Below are 25,686 nucleotides of genomic sequence, written 5' to 3' on the forward strand. Positions count from 1 at the left end.
CAGTCCTAGGACTAAATAGCGTCCTTTGTTGAGAAGGGCTTATAGGCTATGGTAAAATAACTTAAGTGTTTCGAGAGGAGGTAGGGGATGAATCGGTTCATCCGGAATTCTGGTTTTTATTTGATTCTTTTTTTAGTTGTGGTGGGTATCGTTCAGTTTGTCAGCAACAGTAACGAAGCCTCCGATCTCCCTAGATATGACCAATTACGGCAAGAGGTTAAAGCAAATAATATCTCTAAAGTAACGGTCCAATTTGACGGTTACGCCTATCTTGTAACCGGTGCATATAAGAAGCAGCCGGCTAATGCCAAATCCACCAATTTTTCTGTGTATGTTCCGCCAACGGACTCTGCTTTAACCGAACTGGTTAATGCTAGTGAAACGAACGGATTTGAATACGTACAGAAGAAAATGGAAGGCGAAAGCATTTGGCTGACGTTCTTGACTTCTATTGTTCCTTTGGTGATCATGTTCCTGTTGTTCTTCTTCCTGTTTAATCAGGCGCAGGGCGGTGGCGGCAAAGTTATGAACTTCGGTAAGAGCAAAGCCCGTCTTTATAACGAAGAGAAGAAGAAAGTCACCTTCGAAGACGTGGCAGGGGCCGACGAAGAGAAGCAAGAGCTTGTTGAAGTCGTAGAATTCTTGAAGGATCCGCGTAAGTTCGCAGCTGTGGGCGCCCGTATTCCAAAGGGTGTTCTGTTAGTGGGCCCTCCGGGTACTGGTAAAACACTCTTGGCGAGAGCTGTTGCAGGCGAAGCTGGAGTACCTTTTTTCAGCATCTCGGGTTCTGATTTTGTAGAAATGTTCGTCGGTGTCGGCGCTTCCCGTGTACGGGATTTGTTCGAAAACGCGAAAAAGAACGCACCATGTATCATTTTCATTGATGAAATTGATGCTGTCGGACGTCAACGTGGCGCTGGATTGGGTGGCGGACATGATGAACGTGAGCAGACGCTTAACCAATTGCTCGTTGAGATGGATGGATTCGGAGCGAACGAAGGTATTATCATCGTAGCTGCAACGAACCGTCCGGATATTCTGGATCCGGCATTGCTTCGTCCGGGACGTTTTGACCGTCAAATTACAGTTGATCGCCCAGACGTTAAAGGTCGCGAAGCTGTGTTGTTTGTACATGCACGCAACAAGCCATTAACTAAAGATGTTAAAATGGATGTTATTGCGAAGCGTACAACAGGCTTTACAGGCGCTGATTTGGAAAACCTGTTGAACGAAGCTGCGTTGTTGGCAGCCCGTCGTGACCGTAAAGATATTTCGATGCGAGAAGTGGATGAAGCGATCGACCGTGTTATCGTAGGTACAGAAAAACGCAGCCGCGTAATCAGTGACCGCGAGAAACGGATTGTAGCTTATCACGAAGCAGGCCACACGATTATCGGCTTCTTCCTGGAAAATGCCGACATGGTTCACAAGGTAACGATTATTCCACGTGGACGCGCAGGCGGATATGTCATCATGCTTCCGAAGGAAGATCGCATGCTGACAACCAAGCAGGAATTACTGGACAAAATCACTGGTTTGCTGGGTGGACGCGTATCCGAGGAACTGTTTATTGGTGAAATCGGAACAGGTGCCTATAGTGACTTCCAACAAGCAACAAGCATCGCACGCAGCATGATCGTGGAATACGGTATGAGTGAGAAGCTCGGTCCAATGCAGTTCGGCACTTCGCAAGGCCAGGTATTCCTTGGACGGGATATCGGTCATGAGCAGAACTACAGTGATCAGATCGCTTATCAGATTGACCAGGAGATGAACCGTTTCATCACCGAGTCTTATGAGCGTGCCAGAGAACTCCTGACCAAGTATTCCAAAGAGGTTCATTTGATCGCCCAAACCTTGCTGGTAGAAGAAACTCTGGAACTTGAGCAAATTAAACGTTTGATCGAGACAGGTTCTTTGGACGGTAGCACGAATGAGGGAGAAGGAACACCACCGGAAAATGGTGAGCCTGTGATCGACAACATCGGAGACGTTCGTGTACGTATTCAAGGCAAGGATGACGAGCCAAAGAATACAACGGATCAACCGAATGATATTCCTAATCTGCAAAAGCCAGAGGACGGTAATAATTCGGGCAACTCTGGTGGCACTCCACCGACAACAACCTGATCATCGGGTTGACAGTTGAATAAGCGTAGATGAAAGCTCCGGGGAACCAGTAACGATTGGTTTTCCGGAGCTTTTTAAATACTGGAGAAATAGCTGAGGCGATTTGACAGACGAAGGAACGTTGTGTACATTTATTGTTAAATAAACGGCTGTTCGTGTTCTTAGCTTATACAAGCTGTCAGCCGCTGTAACCGACTTTCAATCCTTTTGAACATATACCTTGAGCGCATACTGTACAACCTATGGTGTGCGCTATTCTTCTGTGAAACAGGTGAAGGCATGATTCCAAGATATCTGGTTGATTTTGATGTAGCGGAATTACCCAAATTCGAAGCCGACGTGATGATTATCGGCTCCGGCATTGCGGGCTTATATACGGCCATTAAGGCTGCGGAGAATCGGCGGGTGTTGCTAATTACCAAGAAGGCATTGTTGGAAAGCAACACCAAGTATGCGCAAGGCGGCATCGCCGCTGTCACTTCGGCTGAGGATGCACCAGCTTATCATATTCAAGATACTCTGATTGCAGGTGCAGGTTTGTGTGAACCTGAAGCGGTCAGGGCTCTTGTTCATGAGGGTCCAAGCGGTGTACAGGAATTAATACGTTTAGGAACGGCTTTTGACCGGGAGAATGGCGAATTTGCGCTGACACAGGAAGGCGCACATAGCCATCGGCGCATCTTGCATGCAAATGGGGATGCCACTGGGTATGAAATTGTTCGTGCATTGTCAGAGAAGGTCGCTGATCATCCCGCTATCGAGGTATGGAACGAGCATATGGTGATCGACCTGCTGACCGAGCATGGCGAGTGCATCGGCGCTCTGGTTCAAAAGCCGAATGGCGAACGATTATATGTCACTGCGAATGCAACGATTTTATGCTCCGGGGGCGGCGGACAATTATATCGATACACGACCAATCCCGATATCGCGACCGGGGACGGGGTTGCTATGGCATATCGCGCTGGCGCAGCTGTGCGGGATATGGAATTTATACAGTTTCATCCGACAGCTTTGTGTCATCCGGGTGCTCCAAGATTCCTGATTTCCGAAGCCGTGCGGGGCGAGGGGGCAGTGCTGCGCAATATTCATGGAGAGCGATTCATGGAGCAGTATGATTCCCGACAGGAACTGGCACCAAGGGATATTGTAGCTCGTGCCATCGTTCATGAGATGGAACATACCCAGGCTGCGTTTGTATATCTGGATATTACACATGAGCCTTCTGAACGGATCAAGCAACGGTTTCCAACCATTTATCGAACATGTCTGTCCTTTGATCTCGATATAACGACGGACTGGATTCCTATAGCGCCCGCTGCGCATTATATGATGGGCGGCATCCAGACCAATTTGCATGGAGAAAGCACCCTTGCACGCCTGTTCGCTTGTGGTGAGGTGTCTTCGACGGGTGTACACGGGGCTAATCGGTTGGCGAGTAATTCGTTATCTGAGGCGGTCGTATTTGGCAGCAGGATTGTCGAGCGGTTACATTCTTTACCGCCGCTGGCTGGTCATACGCTGATATCCTACAACGACAACCGCGTGGACTCTCTTGCTTCGTCTATCATGGAGCAGCAGCTTAAGCTGCAAGAAACAATGGTTCATTATGTCGGAGTCCGTCGGAATGGGGAGGGGCTGCAAGCAGCACTGGATCAGCTACGGGGGCAGATGTCCGTTTTGAGCGCTGTCCTGACCAGTCGGGAAGAGATTGAGTTTGCCAATTTGCTCACCTGTAGTTTGCTGGTCACGGATGGGGCGTTGCTGCGTGAGGAAAGCAGGGGAGCACATTACCGTGACGATTTTCCTACAGCAGACGATGGCGTATGGCGCAAGCATGTCCAGCAGCGACGTGAGCAAGGGATAACGGAGGAGTGCGTTCATGACATCTAACAGCGAGCATTACGGAGAGTTTAGCGGGTATCAGGAAGAACTGACAGCACAAATTCGCAGCTGGCTGCGAGAAGATACAGGATCGGGCGATGTGACCACGCGCTGGACCATCGAGCCGAATCATCAATCCAAAGCGGTAATCCATGCCAAGGAATCCGGTGTTGCTGCGGGCTTGCCTGTGGCAGAACTCGTATTTCGGGTCGTAGACCCCTCGCTGTCCTTCACTCCACTGGTGACCGATGGGCAATGGATCGAGCAGGGGACCGTTCTGGCAGAAGTGACAGGGAGTACCCATGCGATTCTGACTGGAGAACGTTTGGCTCTAAACTTGATTCAGCGGATGTCCGGCATTGCGACGCGAACAAAATCTTTTGTCGACCAGCTCCACGGACTTTCGACGCGCTTGGTGGATACACGGAAAACAACACCAGGGCATCGGCTGCTTGAAAAATACGCTGTTCGTGTGGGTGGCGGTTCCAATCATCGGTTTGGCTTGTACGATGCCGTTATGATAAAGGATAATCATATCAAGGGTGCCGGTGGGATTATGCAGGCAGTGACCCGGGCACGTACTCATATTCCGCATACGATGACGATTGAAGTAGAGACGGAAAATATGGAACAAGTTCAGGAAGCGCTGAATGCCGGAGCGGATATTATTATGCTGGATAACATGTCCGTTCAGGAGATGAAGGAAGCAGTTCGTTTTATTCGGGAACAGGCTCCACATGTCAAAACGGAAGCTTCAGGCAATGTATCGCTGGAAACGGTGCGTGCGATGGCTGAGAGCGGCGTAGATGTGATTTCTGTAGGCAGGCTGACTTACTCTTTTCATAATCTGGATATCAGCCTTGACCTTAACGCAAAGAAAGATAGGTGACACCGATTGATTCTTGTAGTGGATGTGGGCAATACCAATATTGTGCTGGGGATGTATCAGGGGCGCGAGCTGCTGCATCATTACCGGATTAGCACCTCCAGACAGGCAACCGCAGATGAATACGGCGTGCTCATACATAATCTTTTTAGTATGGGCGGTGTATTTAAGGATGATATTGAAGGGGTCATTATCTCCTCAGTCGTTCCACCGCTGGTTCATGTATTGGAGGAAATGTGCGACAAATACATAGGCAGAACGCCCCTAATTGTCGGACCGGGAATCAAGACCGGTCTTAATCTGCGTTATGAAAATCCGCGTGAAGTAGGGGCTGACCGGATCGTGAACGCCGTTGCTGCTGTCGAGCGGTATGGCGGTCCTCTGGTTGTGGTGGATTTTGGAACAGCGACGACGTTTGATTGTATTGATGACAAGGGAAACTACTTGGGTGGAGTCATTGTGCCAGGTATCGGGATATCGACGGAGGCGCTGTATCAACGAGCTTCCAAGCTGCCTCGCATTGAGCTGGAAAAACCCAAGAAGGTCATCGGCCGCAATACGGTTCATGCTATGCAAGCGGGGATCATTTTTGGTTATGCAGGGCAAGTGGACGGTATTGTGGAGCGCATCAAGGAGGAAATGCAGGCAGAGCCTACGGTTATTGCTACCGGGGGTCTTGCCGAGTTAATTGCCTCGGAGACACGGAGCATTCAGAAAGTGTTGCCGATGTTGACGCTGGAAGGCTTGCGTATCATTTACCAACGTAACGCTGAATAAAAAATGGATATAAGCTGCCGCCGAGGCCAGCCGGAGATGAAACCGGTTTGGATTGGCGGCGTTTTTCGTCTATACTGAAATATGTTACGTTTTTGAACGATTCGCGTGATCTGTCGATGCAGGTTGTTTATATAGCAGGAATCATGCTTTAGTTATGCGGAAAAAAACATACACTAACGAAAATAACATCATATAGCTGCTCTGAGCATAGGGGAGGAAATCAATTTGGAAAAGAAACAGGATCGACTTATTCGTGGTACAGCTATGGATGGAAGGGTCAGAGCCTTTGCGGTCCGGACAACAGAACTGGTGGAGGAACTGCGGAGAAGACATGATACGTATCCTACCGCCACCGCTGCTTTGGGACGAACACTTACAGCGGGTGCCATTATGGGCTCTATGTTAAAAGGTAAGGAGCGACTGACCGTTCAAGTTAAAGGTGACGGTCCAATCGGACAAATCGTCGTTGATGCCAACGCTGTAGGTGAGGTGCGGGGCTATGTGTCCGAGCCGCATGTGCATTTGCCGAGCAACAGTATGGGCAAACTGGATGTAGCAGGTGCTGTCGGAACAGAGGGCTTTATTCATATCATCAAGGATTTGGGATTAAAAGAACCGTATCGTGGCAGTACCCCGATTATTTCCGGCGAGCTGGGTGAGGACTTCACCTATTATTTTGCTAAATCGGAGCAGACACCTTCGGCGGTGGGCTTGGGCGTGCTGGTGGATACCGATAACTCGGTTATCGTGGCGGGCGGATTTATTATTCAATTGCTTCCGGGCTTGGATGATGATGAGATTACGGCCATCGAAAATGCAGTCGGCTCCATTCCGCCAGTTACAGCTCTGTTGGATCAGGGCTTGGAGCTTGATGAAATGCTGCGCTGGATGCTGCCGGACGTTCGGATTCTCGACGAAATGGATATTCATTTTCAATGTGAATGCTCGCGAGAGCGTGTGGAAAAAACATTAATCAGCTTGGGAGAAAGCGAATTGGAGCAGCTGATTGAGGAAGAGGGACAGGCCGAGGTCGTGTGCCACTTCTGTAATGAGGCTTATCAGTTTAATAAAGACGAATTGCAAAATCTGTTAGATCAAGCCAAAGCCTAACCGGATGGGCGGTGCGAGCGATGACTACACGGGAGAAAGGATTATGGACGACTGTCATTATCCTGACCGTCAGTGTCGCCGCCTTGGGTGGTTTTATCATGCTTCGCGGGCTGTTAAAGCCGGGTGATGTAACCAAGGACGACGGCGATCATACTGTGGCGGAGATGGGTCAGGAAGGCATATCTGAGGAACAGTGGATTGCAGAGCTGAAAAAACGCTATGGAGCCACTACACTGTTGCAAATGTTAAACCGCAAAGTTGTGGAGGCGGAGGCTGGGCGTCTCGGTATCAAGGTTACCCAAGAGGATTTGCAGCAGGTGCTGAAGCAGGATAGTAAAGGGTATGCCTCGGATCGCGCCTATTTTGATGAAATGCAGCAACAGTTTGGATTAAATCCGGATGATTTGCGGAATGAGGCGGAATACCGGATTGGGTTGGAGAAAATAGCCACACAGGGTATTCAAGTTCAGGAAGCTGAGATTGACCAGTACTGGAAGCAACATCCTGAGGAATTTGCAGTCGGCAAGCAGATCAAGTTGGCAGCCATATACCCGACCCAATCGGAGGAGGCTGAGAGGCTACTTGAACGGGTTAAGCAGGGAGAAAGCTTTGATACACTTCTTCAAGAACATTCCAGTCATCTTGACGGCAAAAACAAAAGCGGACAGCTGGGATGGGTGGATGAGTATGATCCTTTTCAGCCGCAAGAGATTATGGAGGCAGCGAGAGAGCTAAGCTCCGGTGATGTTGCTGGTCCCATCGCTGTTAACGAGGGCTACGCCGTCATTTTTGTACAGGATATCCGCTTGGAAGCTCCCCCGAACGAACAACAGATTCGACAGCAAATTCGCCGCTCGCTTGCACTCGCTCAAGCTGCCCCTCTGGAAGAGGTAGAGAAAAGCTTGCGTGATAAATATGGGGTACGCATTTTGCCTGGAAAAGATATGCCCTCCATTTCTCTATAAACAGAGTGAGCGATCCTTGATTTGAAGGAAGCGCGATGCTGAAAATCAGAGCTGGAGGCATCGTGTTTTTAATGGCTCGTATTGACAATGGATTTGAAGATTGTTATGATTATCGTGAAAAACCTACCTTTTTTATCGGAAATTAAAACCAGGATTGATTAACAATGTGATTTTGCAAAATTTAATATAACATTCAATGTCAGGGAGGAACTTATCATGGCTAAAGTTGTCAATAGCGTTACCGAACTTATCGGTGAAACCCCTCTCGTCCGTCTTAACCGGATCGTACCGGAAGATAGCGCAGAAATTTATTTGAAACTGGAATACCAGAACCCAGGGTCCAGTGTAAAAGACCGCATCGCGATTAGTATGGTGGAAGAGGCTGAGCGTGAAGGACTGCTCAAACCAGGCGGTACGATTATTGAAGCTACCAGCGGTAATACAGGAATCGGCTTGGCTATGGTTGCAGCTGCAAAGGGCTACAAGGCAGTAATCGTTATGCCAGAAACAATGAGCTTGGAGCGTCGCAATCTGCTGCGCGCTTACGGAGCAGATCTTGTGCTGACACCCGGATCGGAGGGCATGAACGGCTCTGTTAAGAAAATGGAAGAGCTGCTGAGTGAGAATCCGGAGTATTTTGCTGCCGAGCAGTTCAAGAACAAAGCCAACATCAAGATTCACCGTGAAACGACAGGCCCTGAGATCGTTGAAGCCATCCGCTCCATCGGTGGTAGCTTGGACGGTTTTGTAGCCGGGATTGGTACAGGTGGTACTATTTCTGGTGCAGGGGAAGTGCTTAAGAAAGAATTCCCTGAAATCAAAATCGTTGCTGTAGAGCCCGCTGCTTCTCCAATCTTGGCTGGTGGCAAGCCAGGACCCCACAAAATTCAGGGGATTGGTGCCAACTTCATTCCTGAAATTTTGAACCGTGACATCTATGATGAAATTATTCATGTAGAAAACGATGAAGCTTTCGAAGTTGCGCGTACAGTAGCCAAGGAAGAAGGCATCTTGTCGGGTATTTCCTCCGGTGCGGCTGTTCATGCGGCTTTGAAACTGGCTAAAGAATTAGGCAAAGGCAAGCGTATTGTTGTCATCGTTCCAAGTAATGGTGAACGTTACCTGAGTACGCCACTGTATAATTTCGAGCTGTAATTACGTCGTAATTGTGTATACTATATGTAAGGAGTCCCTCATTTCCCTGTTCCCAGGGGGGTGGGGGGATTCTTTTTAAAAATAGCTTATAGACTTTGCGCAAAGTAGGGGAAGGGGAAGCACACACGCATGAAATCGACAGCTAGAGTATCGGAGGCACAGTGGCAGGCTTGGCAGAAGGAAGGATGGAGTATGCTCCCATATATCGCTGAGTATCAGTTACCTGCGGACGGTTTACCCTTATCATGGCAGAAGGCATGGGAGGATTCGTCCCCATATGCCTTTTTACTGGAGAGCGCTAAAGGCGGGAGATACACCTATCTGGGCTTAAATCCGGTTGCTATATTGGAAGGTAAAGGGGAACAGGCAGTCTGGACCGATCTAAAAAGCGGCAAGCGTGATCTTATACACGGACAGCCCCTGATAGCCATGAACGACTGGATCGCTCCCTACCGTTCGCCGCGCGTACCGGGCATCTCTTTTTTCACTGGAGGCTTTGCCGGTTATTTCGGCTACGATGTAGCTCGCTCACTGGAGCGTCTACCGATACAGGCAGCAGACGATACAGGCATACCGGACTATGTATGGATGCAAGTGAACGAGCTATGGATCTATGATCATGAGGAAGGCCGTATTTATTGCACTGTTCATACGCCCACACCTGTTCACCTGGATACCGTCAGTAGTAACACCGCCAGTGTCGATGATGTCGCTTTGGATCAGCAGAAAGCCATACTTTCCGAATATTACGCAGAAGCTGTCCAGCGTGCAGAACGTATGCTGACCCAGTGGGAAAACATCATACAAGCCGGAGCATCTGACCCTGCTTATATTCGCCGTTGCGCAAGGCTTGCCGAAGAAGAGCTGTTCGTTGCTCATCATGAAGCAGAAGGCTGGAAAGCAGCTTTCAACCAAGATGACTTTGAACACGCCGTAAAGCGCGTGCAGGAATACATTGCACAAGGTGACGTGTTTCAGGTGAACCTGTCGATTCGTCAGCAACGTACGCTGGCAGCCCAACCTGAGGATATCTATGAGTGGCTTCGCCTGCTGAACCCTTCCCCTTACATGGGCCTGCTGCGGATGCCGGATTTACGAATCGTCAGCGGTTCACCGGAATTACTGGTAAAGCTGGAGGATGGACGCGTCAGTGCACGTCCCATTGCAGGTACGAGAAGGCGAGGACTCACACCGGAAGAGGATACTGCCATGGCTGCCGAGCTGCTATCGAGCGAAAAAGAGCGCGCCGAGCACATTATGCTCGTCGATCTGGAACGCAATGATATCGGACGGATTGCTGAATACGGAACGGTGCATGTGCCGGAGCTGCTGACAGTGGAGTATTATTCGCACGTAATGCATCTCGTTTCTCAAGTAGAGGGCAAGCTGGCCGCGGGTCGTACCGCTTTAGATGTGATCGCCGCCACTTTTCCTGGGGGAACCATTACCGGAGCGCCCAAGGTGCGCACTATGGAAATCATTGAAGAATTAGAGCCTGTCCGGCGTGGTCCCTATACAGGGTCCATGGGGTGGATTGACTATAACGGCAATATGGAATTAAATATTATAATAAGAACACTAGCTGTCAAAGGCAGCACGGCCTACTTACAGGCAGGTGCAGGCATTGTCATTGACTCAGACCCGTACAGGGAATATCGCGAGTGCCGAAATAAGGCAAGAGCCGTCATGAAGGCAGTACAATGTGGTGAAGAAGAAGCCGCTTTGAGCAAAAGCGGTATCACAGGAGGGTGAGTCGTATGATTTTGGTGATTGATAACTATGATTCGTTTACCTACAATCTTGTTCAGTATTTGGGTGAGCTAGGCGAGGAAGTAACCGTAAGACGGAACGATGAGATTGATCTGAAAGGCATAGAAGAGTTGGCGCCGGAGCATATTCTGATTTCACCGGGTCCATGCACGCCGAATGAGGCGGGAATATCGCTGGACGTGATTAGCCACTTTAAAGGGCTGATTCCGATCTTCGGCGTTTGTCTCGGTCACCAGGCCATCGGACAGGCGTTTGGGGGTAATGTCATCCGGGCTGAACGACTCATGCACGGCAAAACCTCACCGATTCTCCACCATAATACATCGGTATTTGAAGATTTGCCTTCCCCGTTCACAGCGACCCGGTATCATTCTTTGTTGGTGGAGCGCGAGAGCCTGCCTGAATGTTTGGAAATTACTGCTGAAACTGCAGAAGGTGAAATTATGGGCTTGCGGCATAAAGAATTTGCCGTGGAAGGAGTTCAGTTCCATCCTGAGTCCATCATTACGGACTACGGGCATCGACTGTTACGCAATTTCCTGAAACGCAAGGTAGGCGTCTGATTGATGAAATACATCGGAGTCAATGGCGCCCTCACGGAAGCCGCAGATGCCGTGATTCACGTAAGTGATCACGGCTTTTTGTACGGAATGGGCCTGTTTGAGACCTTCCGTACCTACAAGGGAGTTCCGTTTCTGCTCGATCGTCATTTGCACAGACTGGCAGAGGGCTGCCAGATGCTGGGCATTCCTTTTCAACCGGACAAGAAACAGCTTACCGCGCATATCCAAAGTCTGATGGCCGCGAATGGTCTGAACGAAGCATATATCCGCTACACCGTGTCAGCGGGCGAAGAGGTACTCGGCTTGCCATCTGGTGACTATACGCGCCCTAACCATATTTTGTTCGCCAAGCTGTTACCAGCTACCCATACAGAAACCATGGGAACAACCGCCGCGTCGGCGCTTCAGTTGTTGCGGACCCCAAGAAACACGCCCGAGGGTGAGGTTCGTTTAAAGTCGCTCCATTATATGAATAACATTCTCGCCAAGCGGGAGCTTCAGCAGTACGCTGCTGCTGTCCAGCATAAGGCTGAAGGGATGATGCTTACGGCAGATGGTTTCCTGGCAGAAGGAATGGTCAGCAGCCTGTTTTTTGTCCGAAATGATACGCTGTACACCCCGGAGCTGTCTACAGGTATCCTGCCGGGTATTACCCGCGGACTCATTCTGGAGCTGGCGCAAGCGAGAGGCATCCACTGTGAGCAGGGTCTATACCGTTGGGACGAGCTGCGGCTGGCTGATGAAATATTTATGACGAATTCCATACAGGAAATCCGGCCTGTGAACCTGCTGCTGGAGCCGGATGGAACGACGCACCAGTTATCCGATGCCTGGACACAGGCCGGTTCCGTAACAGCTCTGCTGTTACACGATTACAGAGAGAAAGCAGGGATGAATTGAATATACCGACCATTTACCGACGAAGCTATCAGATGGGCGATGCCGAGCTTACGCTCGGAAATGCCACTCAGGTGATGGGTATACTGAACGTGACCCCGGATTCATTTTCCGATGGCGGATTGCACAATAGTCTGGAGATTGCCGTTTTACATGCCTTGAAGCTGGTGGAGGATGGAGCCGATATTATTGATATTGGCGGAGAGTCCACCCGGCCGGGGCATGATCCGGTAGGCGTGGAAGAAGAACTGGCACGTGTCATTCCGGTAGTACAGGCTATTCACCGCATTGCTCCGCACATTCCATTATCCGTGGATACTTACAAAGCTGAAGTAGCCCGGCAGGCGCTTGAAGCAGGTGCCCATATCATCAATGATGTGTGGGGGTTTAAGGCAGATCCTGACATGGCAAGTGTGGCTTCACAATTCGATTGTCCAGTCATTTTAATGCATAACCGTCATGACCGTAACTATAGCGATTTAATACCTGATATGATTGATGATTTAAAAGAAAGTATCCGATTGGCGCTGGATGCAGGTGTACGTGCGGAACAGATCATTTTAGATCCGGGCATCGGGTTTGCCAAAGATTACGACGAAAATATCTATGCTATGACTTCTCTGGATACACTAAGTCAGTTGGGCTACCCGCTGTTGCTGGCGACATCACGCAAAAGATTTATCCGTACAGCGCTGGATTTGCCTGTAGATGATGTGGTTGAGGGCACAGCGGCTACGGTCGCCTTTGGCATTGCCCAAGGCTGTCAGATAGTGCGTGTACATGATGTTGCGCAAATCAAACGCACGGTGAGGATGTGTGATGCGATGGTGTACGGGTCTAAAAATGCACTGAGTTATGATGGTTAGAAGACGCTGCATGAATGATTTGATCCTGCGATCGCTGTTGCAACGGGATTCTTTGAATTGGTAAAACATTTGGCTGTAAGAATCCCGTTGCAAAGGCGAACGCTACGCTTCTTCGGATTCAAATCCTTCATTCCGCTACAACGCACCATAAAGTCACTGCATTTTAGAGAAAAAATTGAAATAAAAAAACAGGGGGACTACCACGATGGATAAAATGGTTTTACATCGCATGGAGTATTACGGATATCATGGCGTTTTTCCTGAAGAACGTAAGCTGGGACAGCGTTTCTACATTGATTTGGAACTGGAGCTTGATCTGCGTGAGGCGGGCGAGCAAGACGCATTGGACAAAACGGTTAATTACGCTGAGGTGCATTACACCGTTAAAGATATTGTAGAAAAGGAATCTTACCAATTGATTGAAGCTTTGGGCGAACGTATTGCATCTTCCTTACTGGACACTTATACTAGTGTCAATGCACTGACTGTCAAAGTCACGAAGCCGCATCCGCCGTTCGATATTCATTTTGAGGGCGTGACGGTTGAGCTTCATCGCGCAAGAAAGTAGGAACGGTACATGAACGCACATTCGACCTCTGAGGCATCAGAGGCTTATATTGCTTTAGGGGCTAATTTGGGGGATCGTGAGCATACCCTGTATGAAGCCATCACGGCGCTGGACGAACATCCGGGTATACGGGTGCTGCGTTGCTCCAGCCTGTACGAAACAGAGCCTGTCGGGTATCTGGATCAGCCTTCTTTTTTGAATATGACAGTAGCCATATCCACAACACTTGCTCCAGAGGAGCTTCTGGCCTTCATGCTGGAGGTAGAGAGTCATTTGGGCAGAGTAAGACATATTCCTAACGGGCCGCGCACCATTGATCTGGATTTGTTATGGATGGAAGCGGTGCAGCTGGCTACACCGGATTTGGAGCTTCCTCATCCCCGTATGCTGGAGCGTGCTTTTGTGCTTGTGCCATTAGCTGACATCGTTCCGAACCAAGATCCATCCGGTCTGTACAGTATCGTGCATACTGCATTGAAATCATTGGATGGAAAGGACGGCATACAGTTTTGGAAAACAAGCAGCTGGCGCAACGGCTTCGCGCCTTTCGGAAGCTAAAAGGATTCACGCAGCAGGAGTTGGCTGAGCGAACCGGCATATCCTTGGCCGTACTGGGTGCTGTGGAACGGGGCAACCGAACAGTAGAGCCTGACATGTTGGACATTATTGCCCAAACGCTAGAAATTGAAGTCCGGGAACTGACGGAATGACGATAAGTGTACGATATAAAAGAAGGAATAAAGGAGTGAACAGATATGTTGAAAATCGGCGGTATTGAAATGAAAAACCAGGTCGTCCTGGCTCCGATGGCGGGCGTGTGTAACCCTGCTTTTCGCCTGATTGCCAAAGAATTTGGCACAGGCTTGGTATGCGCAGAAATGGTTAGTGATAAGGCGATCATTCACGGTAACAAGCGCACGCGTGAGATGCTGTTCGTAGATGATCGCGAGAAACCGCTTAGTCTGCAAATTTTCGGGGGAGACCGTGAATCTTTGGTGGAAGCGGCTAAGGTCGTGGATCAGGAGACGAACGCAGATATTATTGACATCAATATGGGCTGCCCGGTTCCCAAGGTAACCAAATGTGATGCGGGTGCTCGTTGGCTGCTCGATCCCAATAAAATTTATGAAATGGTATCCGCTGTAGTGGAATCCGTGAGCAAGCCTGTTACCGTGAAAATGCGTATTGGTTGGGATAGCGAGCATATTTATGCCGTAGAGAACGCCCGTGCCGTAGAACGCGCCGGAGGTCAGGCTGTCAGCGTACATGGTCGTACACGGGAGCAATTGTATACGGGACATGCGAACTGGGATATTATAAAAGAAGTTAAAGAAGCAGTTTCCATACCTGTAATTGGAAATGGAGACGTGGCATCACCGGAAGATGCCCGCCGGATGCTGGATTTGACCAACTGTGACGGTGTTATGATCGGACGCGGCGCTCTGGGTAATCCTTGGATGCTGTACCGTACGATTGAGTATTTGCAGACAGGTGAGCTTTTGCCTGATCCTTCACCGGAAGAAAAAATCCGCATTGCCATTCTGCATATGGATCGTCTGGTGGCATTGAAGGGTGAAGCTGTGGCTGTCCGCGAAATGCGTAAGCATCTGGCCTGGTACCTCAAAGGACTCAGAGGCTCTGCACGCATTAAGGACGTTGTTATGGAAGAAACGAAACGTGATGATATGGTACGTATTTTGGATGGCTTTGTATCCGGACTGCACACGGTAGAAAATGATGAACATTCCACAGAGGCTGTGTCTCCTGCCGCCGTTGCGCAATAAGGAAGCTGTTTTCTGCCTTTGTATGTGATTGACTTTTCCAATTACTTGCCCTATAATCGTTCAGTATAAAATCTTGATGTATGCTACAAATTGTATGCAGCTCTCAAGACAACAGCAGGAAATGTTCTCATTCCCTCAGAGTGGCATATTATGTTTTGAAAGCGTGCATTCCGATGCACTTTTAAACTTTTCCCATGACAGGAGAATCGGTTAAGATGAGCGATAAAGAAGTCATTCTGACACAGGAAGGTCTTAGAAAGCTCGAAGATGAGCTTGAGAACTTGAAGTCTGTCAAACGCCGTGAAGTGGCGGAACGGATTAAGGTAGCTATCGGATACGGGGATATCAGTGAAAACTCCGAGTATGAGGATGCGAAGAATGAGCAGGCTTTCATTGAAGGCCGTGTCATTACACTGGAAAAAATGCTACGCAATGCCCGCATTATCAATAGTGATGAAATTGAAACCGATGTTGTGGGAGTAGGCGCAACCGTGACCGTTGAGGATATGGAAATCGGAGATGTTACAGAGTATGCGATCGTAGGTTCAGCTGAATCGGACCCGCTCCAGAATAAAATCTCCAATGAAAGTCCGCTTGGCAAGGCAATGCTCGGTAAGAAAAAAGGAACTGTTGTGGATGTCACCGTTCCAGCAGGTGTTATACAATATAAAATCGTGGATATCAAAAAATAAGACACAAACTTTGGAATTGAATGTAAAAGCTTCCTTGGGGAAGCTTTTTTTCTCTACACCCGGACGGACCCCGGCCCGTCTATTCATATTGAAGGAGCTGATTTAGCACCATGTCGGATGAAACTACTAACCAGGAACCTCAAGAAAATCGTGAGGAACTAAGCGAACTGCTGCAAATTCGCCGCGCCAAATTGGACGAGCTTCGCTCGTTGGGCATTGATCCTTTTGGTCGTAAATACATACGCACAGCTGAGGCAGGTGTACTGCTAAGCAAGTATGACAGTCTGACCAAGGAAGAACTGGAAGAAAAGAATATTGAAATTAGCATTGCAGGCCGTATTATGGCCAAACGGGTTATGGGGAAAGCCAGCTTTGCCCATGTACAGGATCTCAGTGGACGTATTCAAATCTATGTTCGTCAAGATACCGTGCCGGAAGCTAAATACAAAGCCTTTGGTATTTTGGATCTGGGCGACATTGTGGGAATTAAAGGCGTGCTGTTCAAGACCAAAACAGGGGAAACCACCATTAAGGTGCTGGACCTTGAGGTATTGTCCAAATCGTTGTACCCGTTGCCGGAAAAATATCATGGTCTGAAGGATGTTGAGCTGCGCTACCGTCAACGCTACGTCGATCTAGTTATGAACCCGGAAGTACAAAAAACGTTCATTACGCGTTCCCGTATTATTCAATCCATGCGCCGTTATCTGGACTCGCTCGGTTATTTGGAGGTTGAAACGCCAACACTGCATTCCATCGCAGGCGGGGCGGCGGCCAAGCCGTTTATTACACATCATAATGCATTGGACATGCAGCTATATATGCGTATTGCCATTGAACTTCATCTGAAACGACTGATTGTCGGCGGATTGGAGAAAGTATATGAGATCGGTCGCGTTTACCGTAATGAAGGTATTTCCACTCGTCATAACCCTGAGTTCACGATGATTGAGCTGTATGAGGCGTATGCTGACTACCAGGATATCATGCAATTGACGGAAAACATGGTGGCTCACATTGCGCAAGAAGTGCTGGGTACACAGCGCATTCATTATCAGGGCCAGGAAGTGGATCTGACGCCGCAATGGCGCAGAGTATCTATGGTCGATGCTGTTAAAGAAGTAACAGGCGTGGATTTTGGAGCGCAATTGAGCAATGAAGAAGCTCATCGCCTTGCGAAAGAGCATAAAGTGCCAGTAGAGCCGCATATGACCTTTGGACATATCCTGAATGCCTTCTTCGAACAATTCGTAGAGGAAACACTCATTCAACCGACCTTTATTATGGGGCATCCGGTTGAAATCTCGCCACTGGCGAAGAGAAACGAGCAAGATCCACGCTTTACGGATCGCTTCGAGTTGTTTGTTGTAGCTCGTGAGCATGCCAACGCATTCACCGAGCTGAATGATCCGATTGACCAACGCCAGCGTTTTGAAGCACAATTGCTGGAACGTGAGCATGGCAATGACGAGGCTCATGAAATGGATGATGATTTTATCCGTGCCTTGGAATACGGTATGCCGCCAACAGGCGGACTGGGCATCGGCATCGACCGCTTGGTCATGTTGCTGACGGATGCTCCTTCCATTCGCGATGTGCTGCTTTTCCCGCATATGCGTAACCGTACGGTAGAATAACATAACATTATGAATATAGAGGATCAGCCGGGCTTCCCGTGTCTTGTTCCTCTTTTTCATAAGAACGGATGGAGAGAAGACTTCTAATGAAACGCAGCGTCAAGCTTGCCCGGTTTGCGTCGTCGCCTCCTTTTATATTGGTCATCGGATACTTGCTGATTATTGCATTGGGCACTTTGCTGCTGATGCTTCCTATTTCCAATCATAGTGGACATGCTCCACATTGGATTGATTCACTGTTTACGTCCGTGTCCGCTGCTTGTGTCACGGGATTAGTCGTAGTAGACGTTAATTCAACTTATACGATGTTTGGAGAAACGGTCATCATGGTACTGATGCAGTTGGGCGGTCTGGGTTTTATGACCCTGGCGACCTTGTTTGCATTGCTGCTGGGGCGACGGCTATCGTTGAAGGATCGGCTGTTGCTAAAGGAAGCGATTAATGCCGATAGCATGGAAGGAATTGTGCGCATTATTCGCAAGGTGCTGATTTTTTCTTTTACCATTGAGGCGATAGCTGCCGTAGTCATGGCTTTGCGGTGGATGAGGGAGATGCCCGTCGGACAAGCGATATACTACGGAATATTCCATTCGGTATCTCTTTTTAATAACGGGGGATTTGACCTGTTCGGAAGCAGCTTCCAACGGTATGCCGGAGATTTTGTGTTCAATATAATTGCATCTGTGCTTGTCATTTCAGGGGGATTGGGCTTTCTTGTACTAAGTGATCTGTTCGATTTTCGCCGCACCCGGAGACTGAGTCTTCACTCCAAAATGGTGTTAAGTGTGTCGGGTGCGCTTATTGTGATTGGGGCACTGGTCATATTTATTTTTGAGTTTACCAATGCACGAACCCTGGGCTCGCTGAACTGGGAAGGCAAAGTGTACGCATCGGTCTTTCAATCCGTTTCCACGCGATCTTCGGGTACCAGCACAGTAGATATCAGCGGGTTGAGGCAGGCAAGCCAGTTTTTTATCATGTTGCTGATGATTATCGGTGCTTCTCCAGGCTCTACCGGGGGAGGAATCAAAACGACTACGTTCCTGCTGATGGTTGGCGCTCTAATTGCCGTCATGCGGGGACAGAAGGAAATAGTGTTCTTTCGCCACCGGGTTCCCAAAGATATCATGATGCGTGCGCTGACCATTATTGTATTGGCTCTATTTATCTTCTCCATTGTGGTCATGCTGCTCTTAATGACAGAGGAGGCACCTTTTCTCTCACTTGCGTTTGAGGCTGCTTCCGCGATCGGAACGGTTGGTCTATCCGTAGGTGTGACCCCGGGACTGTCTGACGCGGGTAAGCTGATCATGTGTGTAACCATGTTCATTGGCAGAATTGGGCCGCTTACGATCGCTTATGCCATTCGTCCACGCTCCACCAAGACGCTATACCGTCGTCCCGAAGGGCATATCGTAATTGGATAGCTCAATAGTATAAAAAGATGCACCCGTGCTGATTGACACGGGTGCATCTTTTTTCATTTTACATCATCATCGTCTAATGTGCAGCATATCATGAAAAGTATCCAATTTGAGAAAATGAGGCACAATGGGCTTGACAGAGACTATTTTTTTGTAGAAAAAAGGCTATTTGTTTCCTTTTATGTAATTATAGACAAGATACTAGGAATATTATGTATAATATTGTATGATAGTGGGCATGAAAGGGGGGATAGCTGAGGGGAATACCAATTTCAATTTGAAAGGAATTATCTATTATGTATTTATTTATTATTAGTGCTGAAGTTTTATTCTGGGTTTTTGTTGTTGCAGGGTTGATCGCAAGATATATGTTTGGCTTAAAGAAATTAGGCGGTCTTCTTTTACTGTGTACTCCTATTATTGATGTCCTGTTACTGATTGCGGTGTTTATCACGGTGAGCAGTGGCATGGAGATTACGACCGCTACTGGCCTGGCTGCTTGCTATCTTGGCATTACGGTGGCATTTGGTCATAGGTTAATTAAATGGGCAGATGTGCGGTTCTCTCATTGGTTTGGCAAGGGGCCGAAGCCCGAACGCAAATATGGCGCTGCTCATGCAAAAGAGGAACGGACGGGGTGGTTGCTTCACCTGTTGGGCTGGGTCATCGGTAACGCGCTGCTGCTCGCCATCATTATGTATGTAGATGATCCACAGCGTACGGTTTCCTTGGAAGGCATTATGAGCACATGGGCAATTGTTCTGGTAATCGATTTTATTGTTTCCTTTAGCTATACTTTGGCTCCAAAGAAAAATAAGGCGTAGCCCTCAGCACACTTGGATGAAATAAGACCGATCAATCAGGATGTTCAAATCGGAAGGGACATTGATGGTAAAAAATGAAGTTGTCACTTCCGGTAGTTTGCTGAGTTTTTATACTACACTCGCTTTGACAGTCACCTCATTTTTGCCTCTCTACCTTTTCACTCGTATGGATTCCTTCCGATTTGAACACAGACCAACAGAAGCAGTTCAGATTATTTTTTCGTGAGCTGACAGACCATGCATCATGTGTTCTCCTGACCTTTTTAAGAAGGAGAGTAATGAGATGACTTTATGTCTTGTAAATATTTATGAATTTTAGATGAATTCTTGAATCTGCGTAAAACGTGGCCTGTTTAACTTTGGCAACTAACATGATAATATTCCAGAAAAGATTACATATGTCTATATATGTAGACATACGAAATTAAGTTGTTTTTTTGTAGAAAAATGTAAATAAGAAAGGTGGTTTCTGTGGCAGCACTGCTGAGTAGTAAGAACATTTTGATTATGGGCGTGGCTAATAACAGGAGTATTGCCTGGGGGACAGCCCAATCTTTAGCTGCTGAAGGAGCAAGGCTCATTTTTACTTACGAAAATGAGAGGGTCGCAGATCGGGTGCTAAAGCTCGTTGAAACGATTCCGGGGTCCATTGTCTGTCCCTGTAATGTACAAAGCAATGAAGAATTGGATGCACTGGCGGATTTTCTAAAGGAGAAAGTAGGCGTCCTGCATGGTTATTTTCACAGTGTTGCCTATGCTAAGGCTGAGGATTTGGACGGCCTGTTCGTCGACACTTCTCGCGAGGGATTCGCCATTGCTCAAGAAATCAGTGCCTATTCTTTGGCTGCTGTTTCCCGACGAATTTACCCGCTGATGACGGAGGGTGGAAGTATCGTCACCATGACGTATATTGGCGCAGAACGAGCGATCAAGAATTACAACGTTATGGGTGTGGCGAAGGCTTCACTGGAAGCAAGCATGCGCTATCTGTCGAACGATCTGGGTACTTATGGTATTCGTGTCAATGCGATTTCGGCTGGTCCCATACGGACTTTGGCCGCATATGGGATTAAGGATTTTAGCACGATGCTAAAGCATATTGAAGAGACGACGCCCCTACGCAAGACGGTTGACACGTCCGAAGTTGGAGATACCGCGTTATTCCTATTTTCCCATTTATCGAGAGGCATTACGGGAGAAGTTATCCATGTTGATGCAGGATACCATATTACGGGGATGTAAGGAGGGAACGCTGTGCTTGTTACGCATACGGATTGCCGTATTATCTCACCTGAAGGGATTATGACAAGGGAGCGTCTGGAGCGGGATGTTACGATCTTCTCCCGTATGTTGGCTCTCCGAGGAATTCCTGAAGAAGGCAGAGTGATTCTGAAAGCGGCCAATTCTTATTATTTTGTTGTGTGTCTGTTCTCCCTGTGCAACATTGCTGTTTCGGTGACTGTAGTGGACGAGCAGACTGTGCTTGATGAAATAGCTCAAATTTACGACGAAGCGGGTGCCTGCTGTATCCTGACCGATTGCGATCCAGGACTTTCTCATGCTTCTGTTATTCTGATTCAAGATCTAATCCAAGAAGAAACAGTACACCCACATTGGGTTGGAGAGCCGGAGATCCAAGGCATCGACTTTAACAAGTGGTGCGAGAGATCGGATGCTCTCATTCTGTATTCTTCAGGTACGACGGGAAAACCCAAGGGAATCGTGAAAGCTGGATCAGCCTTCATGAACAATATCAGGCATTCTATACACGCCATGAACTACCTGCCGTCTGACCATATGCTCCCCGTTGTACCGTTTTCTCACTTCTATGGTATTTCACTCATCTTCTCCTGGTGGTTAACCTCATGTTCTCTCATCATTTGCAATCCTAAAAACCTCTGGAGCGTCATTGCAAGTATTACGAAGGACCGGGCGACGGTCGTAGACGCTAACCCCTCGGCTTTTTACACCTTGTTGCGTATGCTAAACCGAAAACCCGAACAACTGGAAATGGTCAAGGAATCTCCGGTGCGCATGTGGTGCGTAGGCGGTTCTCCACTTACCCAAGACCTCGAAGAGAAATTTAACAACATATTTGGACAGCCCTTGCTGAATGGTTACGGTCTTTCTGAATTGGGCAACGTTACGCTGGGGACGCTGGAGTGTCCACAAGGTTGTGGCAAGCCGTTGCCGGGTGTGGATCTGAAAATACTAGATGCTGCTGGCGAGCAGCAGGCGGACGGCATCGTAGGCGAAGTGTGGATACGCAGTGCCGGATGCATGGAAGGCTACCTGAATCGTCCAGACCTGACGCAGTCGGTTCTTCAGGACGGTTGGTTCAAGACGGGTGATCTGGGCTACCTAGATGACGAAATGCTGTATGTCATTGGTCGCAGCGGTAAGACGGTCAACCGGATGGGCTATATGGTATCTCCGGTCTATATCGAGGATCGGATTGGTTCGCTAGGTTACCGATCCTGCGTGATTACCTTGGAGGACGAGGCGAAAGGAACATTGCTTGTTGCATTCATCGAAAGCGAATCCTCGCAGGCTTTGTCTGTACTCCGCAAAGAGATGAATCGGGTACTTCCTTCATACATGTTTCCCGATCTTTTGCTTCCGCTCGCCCATTTTCCTTTAAATCGCAATGGAAAAGTAGATCGGCTGGAGATGGAGCACATTGCCCTGGAGAAAGCTGCTTCTCGCAAAGTGTAAGTGTTGAGTAAACGGAGGCCCTATCTGGTTTATAAAGTATCCTGGCGGAAAGAAAAGATGTTTACCAAAAACTGCATATAGGAAAGGGAGATTGCACCATGAGTATGAATCCGGAACTGGCAAAAAACACGCTTTTTTTGGAAAGGCATGAAGCAATTCTGAAATGCCTTAATTATTTGATTGAGTATCGGCAGGAAGTGATGGATATTCTCACCCAATTTTCATCCTATCGGGCCGCCAATGCAGAAATTGATTCCACGATCCTCACACTTCAAGGTGCTTTACAAGAAGTGCAGACCTATCAGCCAAGCCTGCAACGATCTATGGCTGTATTTATGCCTTCCAACGTCGTTTTGTATTCCTATGCATTGTACCTCTTGATTCCGTCCCTTTACGTTGAGAATATAGACTTTCGTCCTTCTTCTCACGTAAACGAGTACGTCAACATGCTGCATGAAAAGCTCCAGGCTGTACATGGATTACCCATCTATATTCGTAAGGTTAGCCAGAGAGTTTTCATGGAAAATTCCGTTTTGCCAGCTGATATTGTGGTGTTCACGGGTAGCTATACCAATGCGGAGAAAATCAAAAAACAGATTCGAAAAGAACAGCTCTACATCTTTTACGGACAAGGGATAAATCCTTTCATCATTGGACCTGATGCCGATCTGGAGCTGGCGGTTACCGATGTGATCCGAATGAGATTGTTCAATTCTGGACAGGACTGCCTGGGACCCGACATCATTCTGGTGCATCAAGATGTGACGGAGAATTTTAAAAACTTGCTAATTGAGCGGCTTGACCAACTGGTGTTTGGAGCCAACAATGATCCGAACGCGAGCTATTCCCCTATTTTCTATAAAGACACGCTGTATTCGGTTTCGGAATATTTTAATACGAACGATAAGTTTATTATTTACGGCGGTGGCATTGATTTCCGTACGAAAAAGATGGAGCCGACGATTGTATATAGCGAGCTAGATCAGGATTTGGAGATTATTGAGTATTTTTCACCGGTCTTCAACGTGGTTAGCTACCGAGACGACGAGCAGCTAATCAAGCGTATTTCCTCCAGCTATTTCAGTGAACGTGCGATGGGCTGCAGCTTATACGGGTCTGAACACCTTACGGACGTTCTGCGAAAGAAGCACACGCTGACCATTAATGAGACGCTTGAGGATGTGGATCAGGGCAATAAGCCCTTTGGTGGCTATGGCACGATGTCGAATTATATTTTTTACGATTTTAAGCTCGTTTCGAAGCCAATTTTAATTTCAGAAATTGTCGCAGAATATTTGTCGGAAAAGAGGAGTTTGGTATGACTGCGAGCTTGTTTCCCTGGGATGCCATCATTGGCTACTTAAAATCGGCTGGAGTTCGGCATCTCTTTGGATTACCAAGTGATGATCTCAAAATCGTATCGTCACTCCCTTCGTCGGGTATGGATTTTATTTTGTGCAAAGATCAGCGTAATGCTGTGTTCATGGCAGCAGGCTATGCACTCACAACCAACCAGATGTCCGTATGTGTTGTAGGTAAAGGCCCTGCGCTCAGTAATACACTTACGGGGCTGCTGGAAGCGAAGAACCTTGGTGCTCCGCTTTTACTTTTGGCGCTTGGCACTGGAGGAGACAAGCTGGGTACCCGATCCTTTCAGGAGGCAGATCAAATCTCACTCGTGAAGCCGCTCGTAAAATGGGCTTACCGTGTCGAGCATGTGGATCGACTTGTATGGGCGCTGGAGCGAGCGGCTTTTTTGGCGATCAATGGGGCTCCAGGTCCGGTCTATATTGAACTACCCGAAAACCTGATGGACCAGCCTGTGCCGACAGGGCTTCAGTTTATTCCGCCAGAAAAGCTTTCGTGCTCTCCGTCTCTTCGGGAGCTGGATGCGGCATGGGAGATTATCAAGACTGCTCGCAGGCCTGTCATTTTGGTCGGAGGCGGGATGAAGTCCGTTACAAATGATGTAATCGGGATATTCGCTGATCTGTGCGGAGCAGCCTTGTTCGCAACCGCCTCGGGACGGAGCGCAGTTGATGAAGAGAACGAGCTTTTCTGTGGGGTGGCCGGGCTCTATACGGATCTCAGTCTGAGACAAATCTGGAAGGAATCTGATGTAGTGATTGCGCTGGGCAGCCGATTGGAAGAAACGGCTACGTTTGAGTGGGATATTTTTCTAGAGGATACACCTTTAATTCAGGTCAATGTCGAGCTGGAGGATTTTGCACACGAATACCGGGGTGTCAAAGTGCTTGGAGATGGATATGCAGCATTAGAGCAGTGGGTTCAACGGTACGGACATAAACCTGATGGAGCGTGGCTTGAAACGATCAGAAGGTGTAAGCAGAAGGCATTTTCTAATAGAGCCATTTATCTGGAGGAGCTGAAAAAGGCCCCTGGAATTCACGTTCCAGAGCTGCTGGAGATTATTCAGACAGATTTTCCAGAAAAAATGGTGCTTGTTCAGGAAAATGGATTGCAGGATATGTGGTCTTACTTTTATCCATATTTTTGCTTCATGCAAGGTTCTCTTTCAATTGTTCCCAGTGACCAAACGAGCCTTGGATTCGGTGCGGCTGCTGCTTTGGGAGCAAGCCTAGCAACAGAACGTCCAGTAGTGGCACTGGTAGGGGACGGTGCGTTCAATCTCTTCTGTTCGGATTTTATGACGGCTGTGCAGTATCAAATACCGCTGATTTATCTCGTGCTCAATAATGGCGGGTATGGTTGGTTGCAAAATCAGATGAACTATAAGCACCTTTCAGGGCAGTCCCTCCCATTTGTTTCCGAGGCGGCCAAGACAGGAATCCAAATTCCACAGTATGAGTTTGTGGAAAGTCTTGCGATCCGGAGCAAGGGGGAGGCCCGGAAACAGCTTCAGCTTGCTTGGCAAAAGTATCAGGAGAACAAGCTTGTGGTCGTCGAGGTATATGCTGATCTTGCGGATGTGCATGAGAAAATCAGTCATGTGTATGGCGACTTTCCTCTCTACGAGCAACAGGCTTCCAAGAATTAATTTCAGCGAAGGACGTGGGT

General features: G+C 48.2%; 23 protein-coding genes. All 23 read left to right on the forward strand.

Features of this window, described 5'->3' with window-relative positions; translation table 11 throughout:
- Positions 1–87: 87 nt before the first annotated feature.
- The 23 genes from ftsH (at position 88) to QMK20_RS27285 (ending at position 25,666) form a co-directional block, all read left to right on the forward strand.
- Complete coding sequence (gene ftsH / locus QMK20_RS27175) at positions 88–2,130, forward strand: ATP-dependent zinc metalloprotease FtsH (protein ID WP_283654063.1); 2,043 nt, start codon at positions 88–90, stop codon at positions 2,128–2,130.
- Between the two features lie 279 nt (positions 2,131–2,409).
- Positions 2,410–4,023 (forward strand): L-aspartate oxidase, encoded by a 1,614-nt coding sequence (gene nadB, locus QMK20_RS27180; protein ID WP_283654064.1) that lies wholly within the window; start codon positions 2,410–2,412, stop codon positions 4,021–4,023.
- A complete protein-coding gene (nadC, locus tag QMK20_RS27185) occupies positions 4,013–4,903 on the forward strand; it encodes a carboxylating nicotinate-nucleotide diphosphorylase (RefSeq protein ID WP_283654065.1) in 891 nt (296 codons plus the stop codon). Before nadB ends, nadC begins: the two co-directional genes overlap by 11 nt.
- A 6-nt stretch (positions 4,904–4,909) precedes the next feature.
- Positions 4,910–5,677: a type III pantothenate kinase gene (locus QMK20_RS27190; protein ID WP_044646049.1), complete on the forward strand. Its 768-nt coding sequence runs from the start codon at positions 4,910–4,912 to the stop codon at positions 5,675–5,677.
- Between the two features lie 225 nt (positions 5,678–5,902).
- A complete protein-coding gene (hslO, locus tag QMK20_RS27195; protein ID WP_025683055.1) occupies positions 5,903–6,787 on the forward strand; it encodes an Hsp33 family molecular chaperone HslO in 885 nt (294 codons plus the stop codon).
- A 20-nt stretch (positions 6,788–6,807) separates the two neighbouring features.
- A complete protein-coding gene (locus tag QMK20_RS27200; protein ID WP_283654066.1) occupies positions 6,808–7,752 on the forward strand; it encodes a peptidylprolyl isomerase in 945 nt (314 codons plus the stop codon).
- Between the two features lie 216 nt (positions 7,753–7,968).
- On the forward strand, positions 7,969–8,907 hold the full coding sequence (cysK, locus tag QMK20_RS27205; protein WP_283654067.1) for a cysteine synthase A: 939 nt from the start codon (positions 7,969–7,971) through the stop codon (positions 8,905–8,907).
- Between the two features lie 129 nt (positions 8,908–9,036).
- Positions 9,037–10,659: an anthranilate synthase component I family protein gene (locus tag QMK20_RS27210; protein WP_283654068.1), complete on the forward strand. Its 1,623-nt coding sequence runs from the start codon at positions 9,037–9,039 to the stop codon at positions 10,657–10,659.
- Positions 10,660–10,664: 5 nt separating this feature from the next.
- On the forward strand, positions 10,665–11,240 hold the full coding sequence (gene pabA, locus QMK20_RS27215) for an aminodeoxychorismate/anthranilate synthase component II (protein WP_283654069.1): 576 nt from the start codon (positions 10,665–10,667) through the stop codon (positions 11,238–11,240).
- A gap of 3 nt (positions 11,241–11,243) precedes the next feature.
- Positions 11,244–12,140: an aminotransferase class IV gene (locus QMK20_RS27220; RefSeq protein WP_283654070.1), complete on the forward strand. Its 897-nt coding sequence runs from the start codon at positions 11,244–11,246 to the stop codon at positions 12,138–12,140.
- Positions 12,137–13,003, forward strand: a complete 867-nt coding sequence (gene folP / locus QMK20_RS27225) for a dihydropteroate synthase (RefSeq protein WP_283654071.1) — start codon at positions 12,137–12,139, stop codon at positions 13,001–13,003. Before QMK20_RS27220 ends, folP begins: the two co-directional genes overlap by 4 nt.
- 205 nt (positions 13,004–13,208) lie before the next feature.
- A complete protein-coding gene (folB, locus tag QMK20_RS27230; protein WP_283654072.1) occupies positions 13,209–13,571 on the forward strand; it encodes a dihydroneopterin aldolase in 363 nt (120 codons plus the stop codon).
- A 9-nt stretch (positions 13,572–13,580) separates the two neighbouring features.
- Complete coding sequence (folK, locus tag QMK20_RS27235; RefSeq protein WP_283654073.1) at positions 13,581–14,129, forward strand: 2-amino-4-hydroxy-6-hydroxymethyldihydropteridine diphosphokinase; 549 nt, start codon at positions 13,581–13,583, stop codon at positions 14,127–14,129.
- The gene (locus QMK20_RS27240) at positions 14,081–14,281 is read left to right on the forward strand and encodes a helix-turn-helix domain-containing protein (protein WP_283654074.1); all 201 of its coding nucleotides are present in this window, start codon (positions 14,081–14,083) and stop codon (positions 14,279–14,281) included. Before folK ends, QMK20_RS27240 begins: the two co-directional genes overlap by 49 nt.
- 45 nt (positions 14,282–14,326) lie before the next feature.
- Entirely contained in the window at positions 14,327–15,355 is a 1,029-nt protein-coding gene (gene dusB, locus QMK20_RS27245) for a tRNA dihydrouridine synthase DusB (protein WP_283654075.1), read from the forward strand.
- A gap of 215 nt (positions 15,356–15,570) precedes the next feature.
- Entirely contained in the window at positions 15,571–16,047 is a 477-nt protein-coding gene (gene greA, locus QMK20_RS27250; RefSeq protein WP_283654076.1) for a transcription elongation factor GreA, read from the forward strand.
- Between the two features lie 110 nt (positions 16,048–16,157).
- Positions 16,158–17,684 carry a lysine--tRNA ligase gene (gene lysS / locus QMK20_RS27255; protein ID WP_283654077.1) on the forward strand — a complete coding sequence of 509 codons (1,527 nt, stop codon included), beginning with the start codon at positions 16,158–16,160 and terminating at the stop codon, positions 17,682–17,684.
- 86 nt (positions 17,685–17,770) lie between these two features.
- On the forward strand, positions 17,771–19,111 hold the full coding sequence (locus tag QMK20_RS27260) for a TrkH family potassium uptake protein (protein WP_283654078.1): 1,341 nt from the start codon (positions 17,771–17,773) through the stop codon (positions 19,109–19,111).
- Between the two features lie 293 nt (positions 19,112–19,404).
- On the forward strand, positions 19,405–19,932 hold the full coding sequence (locus QMK20_RS27265) for a hypothetical protein (protein ID WP_283654079.1): 528 nt from the start codon (positions 19,405–19,407) through the stop codon (positions 19,930–19,932).
- A 471-nt stretch (positions 19,933–20,403) separates the two neighbouring features.
- Positions 20,404–21,174: an enoyl-ACP reductase FabI gene (locus QMK20_RS27270; protein WP_283654080.1), complete on the forward strand. Its 771-nt coding sequence runs from the start codon at positions 20,404–20,406 to the stop codon at positions 21,172–21,174.
- 12 nt (positions 21,175–21,186) lie between these two features.
- A complete protein-coding gene (locus QMK20_RS27275; RefSeq protein ID WP_283654081.1) occupies positions 21,187–22,647 on the forward strand; it encodes a class I adenylate-forming enzyme family protein in 1,461 nt (486 codons plus the stop codon).
- Between the two features lie 98 nt (positions 22,648–22,745).
- Positions 22,746–23,969, forward strand: coding sequence for an aldehyde dehydrogenase family protein (locus QMK20_RS27280; RefSeq protein WP_283654082.1), 1,224 nt, complete (start codon positions 22,746–22,748; stop codon positions 23,967–23,969).
- A complete protein-coding gene (locus QMK20_RS27285; RefSeq protein WP_283654083.1) occupies positions 23,966–25,666 on the forward strand; it encodes a thiamine pyrophosphate-binding protein in 1,701 nt (566 codons plus the stop codon). Before QMK20_RS27280 ends, QMK20_RS27285 begins: the two co-directional genes overlap by 4 nt.
- The last annotated feature ends 20 nt before the right edge of the window (positions 25,667–25,686 follow it).

The sequence above is a fragment of the Paenibacillus sp. RC334 genome (genome assembly GCF_030034735.1).
Classification (GTDB): Bacteria; Bacillota; Bacilli; order Paenibacillales; family Paenibacillaceae; genus Paenibacillus; species Paenibacillus terrae_A.

Excerpts from the sequence above, each read along its gene's own strand:
- ftsH (WP_283654063.1), top strand. The coding sequence starts at position 88 with ATGAATCGGTTCATCCGGAATTCTGGTTTTTATTTGATTCTTTTTTTA.
- nadB (WP_283654064.1), top strand. The coding sequence starts at position 2,410 with ATGATTCCAAGATATCTGGTTGATTTTGATGTAGCGGAATTACCCAAA.
- nadC (WP_283654065.1), top strand. The coding sequence starts at position 4,013 with ATGACATCTAACAGCGAGCATTACGGAGAGTTTAGCGGGTATCAGGAA.
- QMK20_RS27200 (WP_283654066.1), top strand. The coding sequence starts at position 6,808 with ATGACTACACGGGAGAAAGGATTATGGACGACTGTCATTATCCTGACC.
- cysK (WP_283654067.1), top strand. The coding sequence starts at position 7,969 with ATGGCTAAAGTTGTCAATAGCGTTACCGAACTTATCGGTGAAACCCCT.
- QMK20_RS27210 (WP_283654068.1), top strand. The coding sequence starts at position 9,037 with ATGAAATCGACAGCTAGAGTATCGGAGGCACAGTGGCAGGCTTGGCAG.
- pabA (WP_283654069.1), top strand. The coding sequence starts at position 10,665 with ATGATTTTGGTGATTGATAACTATGATTCGTTTACCTACAATCTTGTT.
- QMK20_RS27220 (WP_283654070.1), top strand. The coding sequence starts at position 11,244 with ATGAAATACATCGGAGTCAATGGCGCCCTCACGGAAGCCGCAGATGCC.
- folB (WP_283654072.1), top strand. The coding sequence starts at position 13,209 with ATGGATAAAATGGTTTTACATCGCATGGAGTATTACGGATATCATGGC.
- folK (WP_283654073.1), top strand. The coding sequence starts at position 13,581 with ATGAACGCACATTCGACCTCTGAGGCATCAGAGGCTTATATTGCTTTA.
- dusB (WP_283654075.1), top strand. The coding sequence starts at position 14,327 with ATGTTGAAAATCGGCGGTATTGAAATGAAAAACCAGGTCGTCCTGGCT.
- greA (WP_283654076.1), top strand. The coding sequence starts at position 15,571 with ATGAGCGATAAAGAAGTCATTCTGACACAGGAAGGTCTTAGAAAGCTC.
- lysS (WP_283654077.1), top strand. The coding sequence starts at position 16,158 with ATGTCGGATGAAACTACTAACCAGGAACCTCAAGAAAATCGTGAGGAA.
- QMK20_RS27260 (WP_283654078.1), top strand. The coding sequence starts at position 17,771 with ATGAAACGCAGCGTCAAGCTTGCCCGGTTTGCGTCGTCGCCTCCTTTT.
- QMK20_RS27265 (WP_283654079.1), top strand. The coding sequence starts at position 19,405 with ATGTATTTATTTATTATTAGTGCTGAAGTTTTATTCTGGGTTTTTGTT.
- QMK20_RS27280 (WP_283654082.1), top strand. The coding sequence starts at position 22,746 with ATGAGTATGAATCCGGAACTGGCAAAAAACACGCTTTTTTTGGAAAGG.
- QMK20_RS27285 (WP_283654083.1), top strand. The coding sequence starts at position 23,966 with ATGACTGCGAGCTTGTTTCCCTGGGATGCCATCATTGGCTACTTAAAA.